The sequence below is a fragment of the Exiguobacterium sp. s64 genome (genome assembly GCF_018618035.1).
Taxonomy (GTDB): Bacteria; Bacillota; Bacilli; order Exiguobacteriales; family Exiguobacteriaceae; genus Exiguobacterium; species Exiguobacterium mexicanum_A.
This window is the reverse complement of sequence record NZ_JACSLH010000002.1, coordinates 293,479-308,655: the sequence shown is the minus strand read 5'-3', so window position 1 is coordinate 308,655 and position 15,177 is coordinate 293,479. Positions and strand designations below refer to the sequence as shown.

The window sequence follows — 15,177 nt, the reverse complement described above, 5'->3', positions numbered from 1 at the left end:
CATACTTGAAGCCTCGCCTGATATTCTGTATAATACAGTCGCCAAGCAAGTAGAAATGATTACGATTTATAACACGAGAGAAGGGTAGCTTATGACGACATCCGTCGTAAAATTAAATCATGTTTCCTATCACTACGATGGGACCGCCGCGCTACAGGACGTGTCCATCGATATTAAACAAGGCGACTTCGTTGCTGTCGTCGGGGAGAACGGATCCGGGAAATCGACATTGATTCGAACGATTCTCGGACTGTTATCCCCACAAACCGGGACAGTGGAACTATTTGGACGCCCTCAAGGCCAGTTCAAAGACAAGTCCCGTATCAGTTACGTTTCCCAAAAAGCGGCATCGTTTAACTCGGGTTTTCCGGTGACGGTCGAGGAAGTCGTTGCCATGGGCCGCTATGGACGGCTCGGTTTGTTCAAGCGTTTGAACATCGAGGATAAGGCGGCCATTCAAAACGCCCTTGAGACAGTCAACATGTGGCAGTTCCGGCATCGGAAGATCGGTAGCTTGTCTGGTGGGCAACAACAGCGCGTCTTTATCGCCCGGGCCATCGTCAATCAGCCGGACCTGCTGATCTTGGATGAGCCGACGGTCGGCGTCGACCAGAAGCATTTGCGCGACTTCTACGAAGTGCTTCATCTGTTGCGTGAACATACGACATGTACGTTCATTCTGGTCACCCATGACTTGAACATCGTCACCGACCTCGTCACGAAAGTCGTCCATCTCGACCATGGACGGATGGCGTGCAACTGTGGATTGAAAGAATATAGTGAACTCGGCGAATTGACCGCGATCAAGCCATATCCGGTCAAAGTGCTCGTCCATGAAGGTACGTCATGATTGCGGATCTGTTTACGTACAGCTTTTTACGTTATGCGTTCATCGCAGCCGTCGTCATCGGGTTCACCGCACCGCTCATCGGCTCATTTGTCGTCGTCAGACGGATGAGCCTGATTGCCGACGCGCTATCCCACATGACGCTTGCCGGAATATCGTTCAGTCTATTTCTCGGACAGTACGTTTTACTGTTCAACGAGTTGAATCCCCTTTACCTCGGGACGCTCGTATCCGTCCTCGCAGCACTCGGGCTGAACTGGCTTCGCGGGAAATATGTGCACTTCCAAGAGTTGTCGATTCCCATCATGATGTCGGCAGGGATGGGGCTTAGTGCCATCTTCATCTCGCTATCGCGTGGATTTTCAATTGATTTATCGACGCTGTTGTTCGGATCGATTTCTGCGGTCAGTCTGTCGGATATTTGGTTGATTTTGGCGGTGGCCGGTATCACCTTGCTCGTCATCGTCATGTTTTATAAACAGCTGTTGTTCTTGTCGTTCGATGAGGAACAAGCCAAAGTGTCCGGTTTACCGAGCACGATGTTGCATGTGTTGTTCATGTTCGTCGTCGCACTCGTCATCGCAGTCAGCATGCGCATCGTCGGTACGCTTCTCGTATCGAGTCTCATTACGCTGCCGGTCGCGGCTGCACTCCGGTTCACAAACAGCTTTAAACAGACGATTCTTTGGTCGATCGTCTTCGGTGAGGTTGCGACAATCGGTGGGCTCGTGCTCGCCTATGAACTTGATGTCGCCCCAGGCGGTGTCATCGTTTTGCTCGCCGTCTTGATTTTGGCCGTCGTCATGTTGGCCGAGCGATTCGGGATCGCCCGGAAAAAGGAGGTTCGCTATGAAGGAAACTGAACAGTTGGCCCGCTTGCAGTCCTCGTCGCTCAAAGTGACGCCGAAACGGATCGAGATGTTTGCCTTTCTCGCAGCGGAAGAACGCTATGTCAGTGCGAAAGACGTCCTCGATTATATGCGCTCAAAGCATCCGACGATGAGTTTTGACACGGTGTACCGCAACTTGAAATCGTTCGCCGAAGAAGGTCTGCTCGAGGCGACCGAGTTGAACGGGGAAAAAGCGTTCCGTGTCACCTGCGGATCGAATCATCACCATCACCATCTCATTTGTCGAGGTTGTGGTAAGACGAAGTTGCTCGAACTCTGTCCGATGCGCTACGTCGAGACGCTCGACCCTGATTTTGAAGTCGTCGATCATAAATTCGAGATTTATGGGTATTGTAAACAATGTAAGTGACCAAAAAGGGATTGTTCATGCAATCCCTTTTTGGTCGAATCACGAGAGGGGGAGTCGGAATGATTTACACGGCAGCTGAAATCAAGCAGGCCGATGAGACGGCGCTCCGACATGGCATGCCGGCTGACGTCTTGATGGAACGGGCGGCCTCGGCCTTGGCGGCACGTCTTACCTTCAAGTCGAGAACGTCCGTCCTCGTCGTCTGTGGAGCGGGCAACAATGGGGGAGACGGTTGGGTTGTGGCGCGCGAATTGGCGCAACGAGGTCATGCCGTCACTGTCTATGCCCCGTTCGGTGAACCGAAATCGACAGAAGGCAGTAGGCATGCACAGTACGCGCGACAGTTTGTCACGGTCAGCGATGAGCCGCAAGACGCCGATCACGTCATCGATGCATTGTTCGGAGTCGGTTTCCATGGTCCGGTCACGGGTAAGGCCCGTGACGTGATCACATGGATACGCAAGCAACAAGCACCCGTCGTGGCAATCGATGTCCCGTCCGGAGTCCCGAGTGACGACGCAATCAACTTTGACGGTCACGCCGTTGAGGCGGAGATGACGTTTTCGCTCCACGGCTATAAGCGAAGCGCGTTTTTAAAACGGACCGCGCTGTATTACGGCAAGGTCGAGGTCGTTGAGATCGGACTGCCGCATACGTCAAGATGGCGCGTGCTGACCGGATTAGACTTTGACCGCAACCTACTCGAACGGGATTCCTATAGTCATAAAAATACGTATGGCCACGGTCGCTTAATTGGCGGAAGTCGTCATTTGATCGGCGCCCCGTTCTTGGCGGCACGGTCGGCGCTCCGGACGGGAGTCGGTCTGCTCGATTTGGCCATCCCGCATGAGGCGCTCGCGCTCGCCTCGAGTTTGCCGGAGGCAATGTATTACGACATCGACGAGTTGCCGGACAAGGACTACGCTGCCACGGCGATCGGTCCTGGCCTCATCGATGACGAGCGTCTAGAGCGATTGTGGCCACTCATCAGCAATGTGAGCGCGCCGCTCATCGTCGATGCCGGAGCGCTGACGAAAGAGCGTCTCGAGGCATCTGGCCCGCTCACGCTGACTCCGCATCCGGGTGAACTGGCGCGCTTGATCGATAAATCAGTCGACGAGATCGAAGCGAATCGATTTCAGGTTGCCTCAGAATTTGCGATGACGCACGGGGTCCATCTCATCTTGAAAGGGACGTTTACCCTCATCGTCAATCCGGATGGTACCGGGGCGGTCAATACGGTCGAGGCTTCAGCGCTCGCGAAAGGTGGTAGTGGGGACGTGTTGACGGGGATGTTGCTCGCGTTATGGGCGAGAACGGACCGCTTACAAACCGACAAGTCCCCGAATGAGCAAGCGGTTCTCTGGCATGCGCTCGCGGCGAGAAAGGCGAGCGAACAGGTTCATCCGGCGAGCGTGCTCGCGACCGATGTCATCGAAGCGATCGGACGCATCTAAAAAAGAGGAACCCACTCGGGATTCCTCTTTTTTAGTTTAGATGGTGATCGAATTCGTCGTCTCGATGTGACGCACGATGTGTTGGGCCTCGCTCCACGTGGAGATCCGTTTCACGCCGGTCGGCAACGGCTTACGATTATACGGGGCGTCGAACAACAGCACCGGAATCGACGTCTGTTCATGGATGGAGATCGCGTTCTCATAGCGGTCTTCCATAAACAAGTCGAGGTCGAGCTGTTTGACGACACCGACCTTGTCATGACTCCCCGTCATGATGAGGGAGTCGAGTGGGAGTTCGTGCTGTCGAATCCACTCCTCGGTGACGGCGCGCACGGCCTCGCTCCGAGCCGTGACGTAATGGAGGCGGTGCGACTTGCGCATATTCCATAAGACGGCGTTCACTTCGGAATGCGGAAGTGAGCGACGATAAATCGCTTCCTCATGACCTTGTTCAATCATGAAGCGCCAAAACGCTTCTTGTGTCATATCTGTATAAGTATGCAGCTCGTATTCGGTCGCCTGATGATAATCGATGGCGTATCCGAGCGCATCGTTCATATAATGAAAACAACTTTGCGGATCCGTGACGGTTCCGTCGAGGTCAATTCCAATGTGCATATTCGTCCCTCCTTGCTCATAACCCTTATTGTACCAAAAGCCCGCTCGGTTGCAACCGAGCGGGCAAAGGATTAGTTAGATTGGTTGGCGAGCTCTTGCTCTTCGAGTTCACGTGCGGCCAATTTTTCAGCGACGATGGCGTCGATTTCTTTTTTCAATTCTTCGACCATCGTGGCTTCGGGTACTTTCCGGATGATTTTCCCGTGACGGAAGAGAAGGCCTTCGTTGCGGGCGCCGGCGATCCCGATATCAGCTTCACGGGCTTCCCCTGGTCCGTTTACTGCACAGCCGAGAACGGCAACTTTAATGTTGACGTTGATGTTTTGGATATACTCCTCGACTTCTTTGGCGATCGAAATCAAGTCGATCTCAATGCGTCCACATGTTGGGCATGAGATGAGTGTCGCTGCGTTAGCCGCGAGGCCGAACGATTTGAGCACTTCTTTGGCGACTTTGATTTCTTCGACCGGGTCGTCAGATAGTGAGACACGGACCGTCGAACCGATACCGAGCGAAAGAATTGCCCCGAGACCGGCAGCAGACTTGAGTGATCCTGAGAAGAGCGGGCCTGATTCCGTGATTCCGACGTGGAGCGGGTAATCGAACGTTTTGGCTGCGAGCGTATATGCTTCGAGGGCGAGGTTTACGTCAGATGCCTTGAGCGAGATGATCGTGTTATAGAAACCGAGATCTTCCAAAATCTTGACGTGGTGCATGGCACTCTCGACCATTCCTTGAGCCGTCGGATAACCGTACTTTTCAAGGAACTGCTTTTCGAGTGAGCCGGCGTTGACACCGATTCGAATCGGGATACCTTTTGCTTTAGCAGCGTTGACGACCGCTTCGACTTTCTCGCGGCGGCCGATGTTACCCGGGTTGATGCGGATTTTATCGACACCGCTCTCGATGGCTTTGAGCGCCAATTTGTAGTCAAAGTGAATATCGACGACGAGCGGGATGTTGATGCGGCTCTTGATTTCAGCGAGGGCGTCAGCCGCACGCTCGTCAGGACAAGCGACGCGTACGACTTGGCAACCCGCTTCTTCGAGACGTAAAATCTCAGCGACGGTTGCTTCGACGTCATGAGTTTTTGTTGTCGTCATCGACTGGATGACGACTTCATTGGATCCACCGATGATGAGGTTGCCGACACGGATCGGACGGGTTAATGAACGATGTAAAATTTCTGACATATACGTAATCTCCTTCTTTTGGAAAGGTTCCAATCGATTTAAGATGAGTGGTTTCCTTATTATCATAACGAAATGTTTGTGAAAAAGCACCCGGCAAGCGCTTGATCGGTGTGCTCTTACAAAACGCTAACGTTATCTTAACAGATGCTTCATAATTTTCCACCGTCTCAGGACCGATATATTCAAAGAAATGACGTCTGAAAAGGTGGAATGTATCATGTTGGAACGATTGAAACAAATATGGGGTAGGAAGCGACAGGCGGAGAAGACGATGAGCCATCGCATGCTATGGACGTTGATGCCGGTCATGCTCGTCCTGTTTTTAACCGTGTTCGGCTGGTTCGCTTTGAAAGCGGAGCAGTTGTTGACGAGCGAGGTTGAGAAACGGCTACATCGTGAAGCGACCGTCGTCCGCGAAACGGTCAAGGCGACGTATGGGGCGTACGTCGCGAATGAGAAAGTGCTGAACCGGGCGTTGAAGTCGATGTATATGCAACAAGCTTCCATTTTATCGGCGGATGGTTTAGAAGCGAGTCAATATTTATTGCGCGACACACAAGTCGAGCAATTGAGCGGTCGACAAGTGGAGGATCGGTTTATGAACCGTATGGATGACATCATGGCGAACGATGTGAGTGTTAGCGAACAAAAAGACGTGTTTATCGTTACGGCACCGATTCCCGAGTTGAAAGCCCATTATGCGATTGTCGTCATGAAACAGTCGGTGCTCGGCACGATGTGGAATTTAAGAGAACTTGTTTTCGTCGCAATCACGGTCATGCTCGTTATGATGATTGGCTTATTCTCGTTCATGATTCGGCGTGAAATCAAGCCGTTGACGGCATTTGCGGTCCGGCTTCGCGAATCAGTCGCCACGCGTTCGTTCTCAGAGGTTGAACTTCACGCAAAATCGTTTGAAATGCGAAGTTTGGAACGAGAGTACAACACGTTTATCGGACTATGGAAACGTTCGTTGTTGACGATGCTCGAGACGTCGACCGCTTTTGAATCGAGTCTACCGGTCTTTATGCGACAACTTGAAGCGAATCAACAACAAGTGACGGGGTTCAAGCAAGTTGCTGCGACCGTCGCGTCGACGAGTCAATCTTATCAGTCGTTCACGAACGAATCGACGCTGTCGGCCGTGGCTGCCATCGAAGCCATTCGCTTGGAGCGGGCCGAGATTTTCAATGAGATGAAACGCTTTGAAGAAGATATCTTTTATTTAGGCGAGACGTTGCGCCGGGTTGAAGGCGGCATTGAAACAATCGACCAGGAAATGAGAAGACAAATGACGCAATTCCAATCCATCACCGAGCAAACGACCGCCACGGGACATCAATTACTACATATGGCGGAAGCGAATGAACAATTAAAAGAAGTCGGAGTGGCGCTCGAACGCAAATTAGACGAATTATATGAAGGCGTTGAGGGTTGGTCGGACGTACAACAGACGTTACAAGGCGCAGGGGTCGACTTAGGCAAACAAAGTCAACGGCTTCAAACCGTATTATCTGATTTGGCACCGACGTTATAACGATAGAAAGCCGGTTCAACGCAAACGTGCGTTGTCCGGCTTGTTTGATGACTTCGATTTGACGGGGATATGACGCAACGGAACAATCAAATAGACGAGGGATAAGAGAACTCCGAGCCAAGTCAATGGAGGAGCGACATGGTACAAGATAACCAGGAGGAGGACTGGAAGCATCGTCATCGCGACTGCGTACGGCCAAGCTTGGCGATACGGCCACGTCTTCTTCGTGCGCCATCTCGTGGCGAGTTGGACGAGAAGGGCACTGAGCGCGACGAACCCCATATAGAAGAAGAAGATGGCGAAGCCATGTAAAAATATCCACATCGGCCAAAAGAAGTCAGGCTGTAATACGATGTAATCGAGCAACGTGACCACAACCGTCAAGACGAGACTCGCCAACATATAGGCGTGGAGTGGGGCGAGGCGCAACCGTAACGCCTGCTTGGACGGGAAGATGCTGTGGCGGAGAAACTGTGACGTCGTTTTGAGCATAAAATCAAACTCCAATCTGTTATAGTACAATTCGCATAAAACACATATAATTCATACAGTGGTTTAATAAAACCTTAACATTAAACCTGTTTACATCGAATGGGTGATGCGGGCATAATGAGTAGGGCAATAAAAACCAAGCAAACACAACTAATACACAATCAAAAGGAGTACAAAAATCGTGGAATACAATTTGCAAGAAATGTTATTCATGTTTTTTGGAGGATTAGGAATCTTCCTCTTCGGTATCAAATCGATGGGAGACGGCCTCCAAAAGTCAGCAGGTAACCGCCTGCGCGACATCCTTGATAAGTATACATCGAATCCGTTCCTCGGAGTACTAGCCGGGATCATTGTAACGGTCTTAATTCAATCATCATCAGGTACGACGGTCATCACGGTCGGCCTTGTCAGTGCCGGCTTTATGACACTCCGTCAAGCAATCGGGGTCATCATGGGGGCGAACATCGGAACGACGGTGACGGCGTTCATCATCGGTTTCGATGTCGGCGCCTACGCGTTGCCGATTATCGCTATCGGTGCGGTTCTCCTTTTCTTCTTCAAAAAAGAGAAGTTGCAACATTTAGGTCAAATTTTCTTCGGTTTCGGGATGCTGTTCTACGGTCTTGAACTCATGGGAAGCGGAATGAAGCCGCTTCGCTCGAGCGAATACTTCATCGATTTGACGCAATCGATGAGTGACAACCCGTTCCTCGGCGTCGTCGTCGGTACGGTCTTCACGGTCATCGTTCAATCGTCATCAGCAACGATCGGGATTTTGCAAGAGTTGTATGCCGGTGGCTCGATTCAACTCGACGCCGCACTCCCGGTCTTATTCGGGGATAACATCGGGACGACGATCACGGCAATTCTTGCTTCGATTGGTGCTTCGGTCGCGGCCCGTCGTGCAGCCGCTGCCCACGTTATCTTTAACTTGATCGGAACAACAATCTTCATGATCTTGTTGATTCCGTTCACGCAATATATTTACTGGATCACAGATCTCTTAGCAATCGAAGACAAGATGCAAATTGCCTTCGCTCACGGGACGTTCAACGTCGTCAACACGTTCATCCAGTTCTGGTTCATCGGAACGATTGCATGGATCGTGACGAAAATGGTTCCTGGTGAAGATTCAATCGTCGATACAAAAGCACAGCATTTGGATCCAATTTTCATCCAACAGTCGCCATCGATTGCTGTCGAGCAAGCTAAATATGAAGTCATCCGCATGGGCGATTTCGCGAAACTTGGTCTCGATGAAGCACGCAAATATATGGCAACTGGTGATAAGAAACATGCTGAGAAGTCGGCGCACATCGAAGACGCGCTCAACTCACTCAACTCAAAAATCACGGATTACCTCGTGAAGCTTGCCGCTGTCGATTTGACAGAACAAGAATCACAAGAACACAAGACACTCATGCATGCGATCAATGATATTGAACGAATCGGTGATCACGTCGAGAACATCATCGAGTTGATCGACTATAAGACGGCAACGCGCGTCAATCTCTCGGCCGACGCTCAAAAAGAGTTGACGGAGATGTACGATTTGACTCGTTCCACGCTTGAGAAGTCGCTTCAAACGCTTGCGAGCGGCGACATGGTCGAAGCCCGTCAAGTCATCGAGATGGAAGCGAAACTCGACATGCTTGAACGTCAATTCCGTAAAAATCACGTCGTCCGCTTGAACACAGGCGAGTGTGACGGTCAAGCCGGGATGTTCTTCGTCGATATGCTCTCGAACTTGGAGCGCATCGGTGACCACGCGATGAACATCACAGAAATCACGCTTGAAGATGCTGCCAATGAAGTAACGGTCTAACACATGATTGGTTCCTCTCGCTCATCTGAACGAGAGGGACTTTTTGGTTAGATGTGACTTTTGATTGACAGTGAGGACTTCATTCAGTATATTATTACTGTATAACAACGTGGCGGTGTAGCTCAGCTGGCTAGAGCGTACGGTTCATACCCGTGAGGTCGTGGGTTCGACTCCCTCCGCCGCTACCAATTAGGACCCTTAGCTCAGCTGGTTAGAGCAGACGGCTCATAACCGTCCGGTCGTAGGTTCAAGTCCTACAGGGTCCATTTGTGAACAGCTTTCAGATGAAAGCTGTTTTTTTGTTTTCATTTTTAGTTTTCAAATCCGAAGTCCTGGGTAAATATCCGTTAGCATTTTGTTTTTTGAAAAATATGAAATGAGGCGAAGCGAGATGGAACGAAATCATACGATGATGCAATTTTTTGAATGGCACGTCCCGGCTGACCAGAAGCATTGGAAGCGATTGAAAGAACGGGCTTCCGAGTTGAATGAAGCTGGAATCACCGCATTATGGTTGCCGCCGGTCACGAAAGGCCAGAGCGACGAGGATACGGGATATGGCGTGTACGATTTGTATGATTTAGGAGAGTTTGACCAAAAAGGAACCGTCGCGACTAAATACGGGACGAAACAAGAACTGCTCGAGGCGACAAAACACGCGCAAGAGCTCGGCATGCAGATTTATATGGATGTCGTCTTGAACCATAAAGCCGGTGCCGATGCGACCGAGAAGTTCGATGTGCTCGAGGTCGACCCGGAGGACCGTACGAACGTACTTTCAGAAGAGCCGTTCGAGATCGAAGGATGGACGAAATTCGATTTTGAAGGCCGCAAAGATAAATACTCTTCATTTAAATGGAACTTCCATCATTTCAACGGGACGGATTATGACGCTGCGAACGACAAGAGCGGCATCTTCTTCATCATGGGTGAGAATAAGAAGTGGAACGATAACGTCGACGACGAGTTCGGCGTCTATGACTATTTGATGTTCGCCAATATTGACTATCATCACCCAGAAGTGAAGGAAGAGGTACTCAGCTGGGGCAAATGGTTTATCGAAGAGACGAAGTGTGACGGGTTCAGACTCGACGCGATTAAACACATCAACTATGATTTCATCAAAGAGTTCAGTCAGACGATGAAAGCTGAAAAAGGTGAGAACTTCTATTTGGTCGGTGAGTTTTGGAAGTCAGAGCTCGAGGCATGCCGTGAGTTCCTCGACAACATTGACTATCATGTCGACTTGTTCGACGTGCCGCTCCATTACAACTTGCAACGCGCCTCGACCGAAGGAGAATCGTTCGATATGCGGACCATCTTTGACGATACGCTCGTCCAGTCCCACCCGCTCCATTCGGTGACGTTCGTCGACAACCACGATTCACAGCCAGAAGAGGCGCTCGAGTCATGGGTCGAAGATTGGTTCAAACAGATTGCTTACGGGTTGATCTTGCTTCGCCAAGACGGTTATCCGTGTGTGTTCTACGGTGACTATTACGGGATCAACGGTCCGCATCCGGCCGAAGGGAAAAAACCGGCGATTGATCCGCTTCTTTATGCCCGTCGTGAAAAGGCATACGGCCAGCAAGATGACTACTTCGATGACGAGCACGTCATCGGCTGGGTCCGTCACGGCAGTGAAGAGATCGAGCGCTCAGGATGTGCTGTTGTGATTTCGAACAGCGAAGCAGCTGAGAAGCAGATGTTCGTCGGCGAACAACGAGCCGGTGAGAAATGGGTCGATTTGACGCAGACCGTCGATGAGGTCGTCGAGATTGACAAAGACGGAAAAGGGGTATTTAAAGTGGCGGCAGGGTCGATTTCCGTATGGGCGTTGCCGGAACAAGACGTCGAGTGAGGCATTACAATTGAGTCAGCCGTCACAAATCTGTTACATTTAAAGCGAACGTTGTTCAAACCAATTTTAAGGGGGATTTTAGTTATGGCTAAATTTGAATTACCACAACTTGATTACGCATACGATGCACTTGAACCACACATTGACGCACGCACGATGGAAATCCACCACACGAAACACCACAACACTTACGTCACGAACGTGAACAATGCACTCGAAGGAAAAGATGTGGAATACTCTTCGCTCGAAGACTTGCTCCAAAAAATCGATTCGCTTCCTGCTGACATTCAGACAGCTGTTCGCAACAACGGTGGCGGTCACTGGAACCACTCATTCTTCTGGAAATTGTTGAAGAAAAACGAGAACGGCGCACCGACAGGCGAACTCGCTTCTGCCATCGATGAGGCGTTCGGTAGCTTTGATGCCTTCAAAGAGGAGTTCACGAAAGCAGCAACAACTCGCTTCGGCTCTGGTTGGGCATGGCTCGTCGTGAAAAATGGTAAACTCGAAGTCACATCGACACCAAACCAAGATTCACCGATCATGGAAGGCGTTCAGCCAATCCTCGGTCTTGACGTTTGGGAGCATGCGTACTACTTGAACTACCAAAACCGTCGTCCGGATTACATCCAAGCGTTCTTCCATGTCATCGACTGGGATTACGTCGCGAAGCTCTATGCAGACGCAAAATAATGACACTGTCCCGGGATTCTATTGAATCTCGGGATTTTTTCTACATTTCATTATTTTGTAAACAAATTATGATATAGTGAAAATCGAGTCTAAAAATAGAAATATCATCGACATATATGTCACCTATACTTATAGAAAGAACGAGCCAGGAAGGAGACAACTGAATTGGCCAGACACCGTGTGAAAGTGCCAAAGAAACGGCGCAACCACCTGCCCTTGCGATTGAACTTATTGTTTTTCATCGTGTTCATCTTGTTCGCGACGCTCATTTTTCGTTTAGGCGTCGTTCAAATCGTCAACGGCGAGTTGATCGCCCGTGAAGTGCAAAAGACGGAATCGAGTAAAATCAAATACGAGGTGCCGCGTGGCAAGATTTACGACCGGAACGGGCAAGTGCTCGCCGATACTATCTCAAACTATTCGGTCATGTACCGTCGTTCGCAAGTGACAAAGACGGAAGAACGGCTCGATGTCGCCATCAAGCTCGCTGAGATCGTCGACGTCCCAGAGAAAGACCGCAAAGTGACGGAGCGGGACCGCAAGGATTATTGGATCGCCATCGATCCTGAGCGCTCGCAAGAACGCGTCCAAAAGCTATTGGCCGATCTCCCGGAAGAAGAGCGGGCCGCCTTGTCGAACCAAGACGTCGACCAACTGCTGCTCGATTCCATCACAGAAGCGGAAATCACGTTCGATGATGCGACCGAGGAAATCATCGCCATCAAACATAACATGGAGTCAGGTTACGCCCTCGACCCGCAAGTCATCAAAATCGGGGCATCTCCGAAAGAGATGGCACTGATTGAAGAAAACTTAGAACTGCTCCCTGGCGTCAGCGTCGAACCGTATTATCAGCGGGATTATCCGTTCGGTGAGACTTTCCAAAGTTTCCTCGGAAGTTATCGTCAAATCCCGGCCGAGCAACGCGCCTCATATCAAGCGAAAGGCTATGGCTTGAACGACCGCGTCGGCACATCTTATCTCGAACAACAGTATGAGGACGTGCTACGCGGAACCCCGGCCTATGACGTCTTCACGACGTATAAAGGAGAGCCGGTCGGAGAACCGACTCGTGTCAGTGGGAACCCAGGGAAAGATATCATCTTGTCGACGGACATCGAGTTCCAAAAAGAAATCGATGAGATTTTGAAGAAAGCGATTCGAGCCGGCCGTTCGGGAAGCCCGCACTTTGACCGTGCTTTCGCCGTCGTCATGAACCCACAGACGGGTGAATTGCTCGCCCTATCGGGACAAGAGCTCGACTATGAAACGAACGAATTCAAAGATGTCTCGGCCGGGACGGTCCTGCGAGCGAGTCAAATCGGCTCGACGATCAAGGGAGCGACGGTCGCGTTCGGCCTTGAAGAAGAAGTCATCCAACCGGGTGAATACATTTATGACACGCCGATTCGCATCGGCTCGTCGCTCAAGTCGTCGTACCGAAACATGGGGAGCATCAACGACCTGGATGCCCTCGCGTTATCATCGAACATTTATATGTTCCAAATTGCCCTGCGGCTCGCCGATTATTACTCGACCGGCCAAATCGTCGGCGACAACGTGACCGAGGCGTTCAATACGATGGAACATTACTACAAACAGTTTGGCCTCGGAATCGAGACAGGGATCGACCTCCCGTATGAATCAATCGGATTCCGTAGTGTACCGGACCGTGTCACGCTCCTCATGGACATGTCGATCGGTCAGTTCATCTCGTATACGCCGATTCAATTGGCGCAGTATACGTCGACGCTCGCGAACGGTGGATACCGGATTCAACCGCATCTATTGAAAGAAATCATCGAACCGGGTTCGCTCGACGAGTCGAACAAGCAAGTCGTCAGCACGTTCCAACCGAATGCGCTCAATAAAGTCGACATCCGTGATGAATTCATTCAACGGGCGCGCCAAGGCTTCCGACAAGGGGTCGAGAGCGGAACGTCTCGTATCCTGCAACAGACAGGAATCACGGCGGCCGGTAAGACCGGTACCGCTCAAGCGATCGCAGAAGGGCCGGATGGTCAAGCGAAGCGCAACGCGAACGGGGAACCGATCAAGACGCTCAACTCGAACCACGTCGGCTGGGCGCCGTATGATGACCCGGAAATCGCCTGGGCCATCATCATGCCAGGGCTCGAGGCAGAAGGGATCAACACCCGTGTCGCGCACGACATCATGAAGGCGTACTTTGATTTAGAAGACGTCCAAGCACAGCTCCAGTAAAGAAGTCACTTCGGTGGCTTCTTTTTTTGTCTTTACAATTCTTTTACGTTCCGTTTATTTCTCGTTAATAGTAGTTTATTAGGATGTTAATTGTAGGACAGAGCAAGGAAGCTACAACACAAATCAAAGCAAACTCAAGGAGGACGTCAGAAATGTCTTGGATGAAAAAATCAGCTATAGTCGCTTCAATCACTTCGGTGGCCATTATCGGTGCCGCGTGTGGAAACAATGAAGAAGGAAACGGCGCAGCCGAAGGTGAAGGACTTTCAGGTAAAGTCGTCATGGATGGTTCGTCTACCGTATTCCCAATCATGGAAGCTGTAGCGGAAGAATACTCAGCTGAACAGCCAGACGTTGAAGTGACGGTCGGGGTTTCAGGTACAGGTGGCGGATTCAAACGTTTCGTCACTGGTGAGACAGACTTCTCGAACGCATCACGTGAAATCAAAGAAGAAGAAGCGGCTGAAGCCGAGAAGAATGGCGTTGAGTACACACAACTCGCTGTAGCGCTTGATGGCCTCTCGCTCGTCGTCAACCCAGAGAATGATTGGGCCCAAGATATCACGATTGATGAATTGAACAAAATGTGGACTGATCCGAACGTGAAGACATGGAAGGACGTCCGTTCAGACTGGCCGGATGAAGAAATCTCATTCTTCTCACCTGGTAAAGATTCAGGAACGTATGACTTCTTCAACGAAGCAGTCCTTGAAGATACAGACATCCGCGAAGACGTACAATTGTCAGAAGACGATAACGTTCTCGTAACAGGTGTTGCCGGTACGAAAGGTGCGATCGGATTCTTCGGATATGCGTACTACATTGAAAACAAAGATACGCTTCGCGCATTGAACGTCGAAGGTATTGAACCGACGACTGACACAATCAATGATCTTTCATACCCGCTCTCACGTGAAATCTACACATACGTGAACAACGCGTCGTTGAAAGATAAGCCGCAAGTCGCTGACTACACGCGCTTCTTGAATGAAAATGCAGCAGCCCTTTCAGAAGAAGTCGGATATGTCGGAATGGAACAAGCACGATACGATGAGAACGCTGAAGTGATCGACGAGATCGCTGGCGAGTAATAGCGCAGAAGGCAGAAGGTGAGAGTCGCTCTCGCCTTCTCGCCGTGCTTTCTAGTATGAAGAGGTAGGGAGCGATA

General features: G+C 50.7%; 13 protein-coding genes and 2 tRNA genes. 12 read left to right on the top strand and 3 right to left on the bottom strand.

Translation table 11 applies throughout. The features are described 5' to 3' along the window. The first annotated feature begins 91 nt into the window (after positions 1–91). From KNP64_RS05190 to KNP64_RS05175, 4 genes are read left to right on the top strand one after another with little or no spacing between them, the layout of a single operon-like run. Positions 92–850, top strand: coding sequence for a metal ABC transporter ATP-binding protein (locus tag KNP64_RS05190; RefSeq protein WP_138859236.1), 759 nt, complete (start codon positions 92–94; stop codon positions 848–850). Next, positions 847–1,710 (top strand): metal ABC transporter permease, encoded by an 864-nt coding sequence (locus KNP64_RS05185; protein WP_034778071.1) that lies wholly within the window; start codon positions 847–849, stop codon positions 1,708–1,710. The genes KNP64_RS05190 and KNP64_RS05185 overlap by 4 nt, the downstream gene beginning before the upstream one ends. Beyond that, positions 1,697–2,107: a Fur family transcriptional regulator gene (locus KNP64_RS05180; RefSeq protein ID WP_034778069.1), complete on the top strand. Its 411-nt coding sequence runs from the start codon at positions 1,697–1,699 to the stop codon at positions 2,105–2,107. Before KNP64_RS05185 ends, KNP64_RS05180 begins: the two co-directional genes overlap by 14 nt. Before the next feature lie 59 nt (positions 2,108–2,166). Next, positions 2,167–3,564 carry an NAD(P)H-hydrate dehydratase gene (locus KNP64_RS05175; RefSeq protein ID WP_214763229.1) on the top strand — a complete coding sequence of 466 codons (1,398 nt, stop codon included), beginning with the start codon at positions 2,167–2,169 and terminating at the stop codon, positions 3,562–3,564. 36 nt (positions 3,565–3,600) lie between these two features. Here KNP64_RS05175 and KNP64_RS05170 read toward each other — a convergent pair whose 3' ends face one another. Further along, positions 3,601–4,182 carry a hypothetical protein gene (locus KNP64_RS05170; RefSeq protein ID WP_233004382.1) on the bottom strand — a complete coding sequence of 194 codons (582 nt, stop codon included), beginning with the start codon at positions 4,180–4,182 and terminating at the stop codon, positions 3,601–3,603. A 71-nt stretch (positions 4,183–4,253) separates the two neighbouring features. Next, positions 4,254–5,375 carry a flavodoxin-dependent (E)-4-hydroxy-3-methylbut-2-enyl-diphosphate synthase gene (ispG, locus tag KNP64_RS05165; protein WP_021065716.1) on the bottom strand — a complete coding sequence of 374 codons (1,122 nt, stop codon included), beginning with the start codon at positions 5,373–5,375 and terminating at the stop codon, positions 4,254–4,256. A gap of 217 nt (positions 5,376–5,592) precedes the next feature. Here ispG and KNP64_RS05160 point away from each other — a divergent pair, with 217 nt between their 5' ends. Beyond that, positions 5,593–6,912, top strand: a complete 1,320-nt coding sequence (locus tag KNP64_RS05160) for a methyl-accepting chemotaxis protein (RefSeq protein ID WP_214791876.1) — start codon at positions 5,593–5,595, stop codon at positions 6,910–6,912. A gap of 15 nt (positions 6,913–6,927) precedes the next feature. Here KNP64_RS05160 and KNP64_RS05155 read toward each other — a convergent pair whose 3' ends face one another. Continuing rightward, the gene (locus KNP64_RS05155) at positions 6,928–7,404 is read right to left on the bottom strand and encodes a hypothetical protein (RefSeq protein ID WP_251126299.1); all 477 of its coding nucleotides are present in this window, start codon (positions 7,402–7,404) and stop codon (positions 6,928–6,930) included. Between the two features lie 181 nt (positions 7,405–7,585). Here KNP64_RS05155 and KNP64_RS05150 point away from each other — a divergent pair, with 181 nt between their 5' ends. The 7 genes from KNP64_RS05150 to KNP64_RS05120 all read left to right on the top strand — a co-directional run bounded on the left by KNP64_RS05150 (position 7,586) and on the right by KNP64_RS05120 (position 15,100). After that, positions 7,586–9,232, top strand: coding sequence for a Na/Pi cotransporter family protein (locus tag KNP64_RS05150; RefSeq protein ID WP_214788442.1), 1,647 nt, complete (start codon positions 7,586–7,588; stop codon positions 9,230–9,232). 111 nt (positions 9,233–9,343) lie between these two features. Next, positions 9,344–9,420 (top strand) — tRNA-Met (locus KNP64_RS05145). Between the two features lie 4 nt (positions 9,421–9,424). Next, positions 9,425–9,498: transfer RNA gene (locus tag KNP64_RS05140), tRNA-Ile, on the top strand. Positions 9,499–9,623: 125 nt separating this feature from the next. After that, positions 9,624–11,093: an alpha-amylase gene (locus KNP64_RS05135; protein WP_138859243.1), complete on the top strand. Its 1,470-nt coding sequence runs from the start codon at positions 9,624–9,626 to the stop codon at positions 11,091–11,093. An 84-nt stretch (positions 11,094–11,177) separates the two neighbouring features. After that, positions 11,178–11,786 (top strand): superoxide dismutase, encoded by a 609-nt coding sequence (locus KNP64_RS05130; protein WP_214711426.1) that lies wholly within the window; start codon positions 11,178–11,180, stop codon positions 11,784–11,786. Positions 11,787–11,951: 165 nt separating this feature from the next. Then, complete coding sequence (locus tag KNP64_RS05125) at positions 11,952–14,009, top strand: peptidoglycan D,D-transpeptidase FtsI family protein (protein WP_205729359.1); 2,058 nt, start codon at positions 11,952–11,954, stop codon at positions 14,007–14,009. A 152-nt stretch (positions 14,010–14,161) separates the two neighbouring features. Then, the gene (locus tag KNP64_RS05120) at positions 14,162–15,100 is read left to right on the top strand and encodes a PstS family phosphate ABC transporter substrate-binding protein (protein WP_214791878.1); all 939 of its coding nucleotides are present in this window, start codon (positions 14,162–14,164) and stop codon (positions 15,098–15,100) included. The last annotated feature ends 77 nt before the right edge of the window (positions 15,101–15,177 follow it).

Excerpts from the sequence above, each read along its gene's own strand:
- KNP64_RS05190 (WP_138859236.1), top strand. The coding sequence starts at position 92 with ATGACGACATCCGTCGTAAAATTAAATCATGTTTCCTATCACTACGAT.
- KNP64_RS05185 (WP_034778071.1), top strand. The coding sequence starts at position 847 with ATGATTGCGGATCTGTTTACGTACAGCTTTTTACGTTATGCGTTCATC.
- KNP64_RS05180 (WP_034778069.1), top strand. The coding sequence starts at position 1,697 with ATGAAGGAAACTGAACAGTTGGCCCGCTTGCAGTCCTCGTCGCTCAAA.
- KNP64_RS05175 (WP_214763229.1), top strand. The coding sequence starts at position 2,167 with ATGATTTACACGGCAGCTGAAATCAAGCAGGCCGATGAGACGGCGCTC.
- KNP64_RS05170 (WP_233004382.1), bottom strand. The coding sequence starts at position 4,182 with ATGCACATTGGAATTGACCTCGACGGAACCGTCACGGATCCGCAAAGT.
- ispG (WP_021065716.1), bottom strand. The coding sequence starts at position 5,375 with ATGTCAGAAATTTTACATCGTTCATTAACCCGTCCGATCCGTGTCGGC.
- KNP64_RS05160 (WP_214791876.1), top strand. The coding sequence starts at position 5,593 with ATGTTGGAACGATTGAAACAAATATGGGGTAGGAAGCGACAGGCGGAG.
- KNP64_RS05155 (WP_251126299.1), bottom strand. The coding sequence starts at position 7,404 with ATGCTCAAAACGACGTCACAGTTTCTCCGCCACAGCATCTTCCCGTCC.
- KNP64_RS05135 (WP_138859243.1), top strand. The coding sequence starts at position 9,624 with ATGGAACGAAATCATACGATGATGCAATTTTTTGAATGGCACGTCCCG.
- KNP64_RS05130 (WP_214711426.1), top strand. The coding sequence starts at position 11,178 with ATGGCTAAATTTGAATTACCACAACTTGATTACGCATACGATGCACTT.
- KNP64_RS05120 (WP_214791878.1), top strand. The coding sequence starts at position 14,162 with ATGTCTTGGATGAAAAAATCAGCTATAGTCGCTTCAATCACTTCGGTG.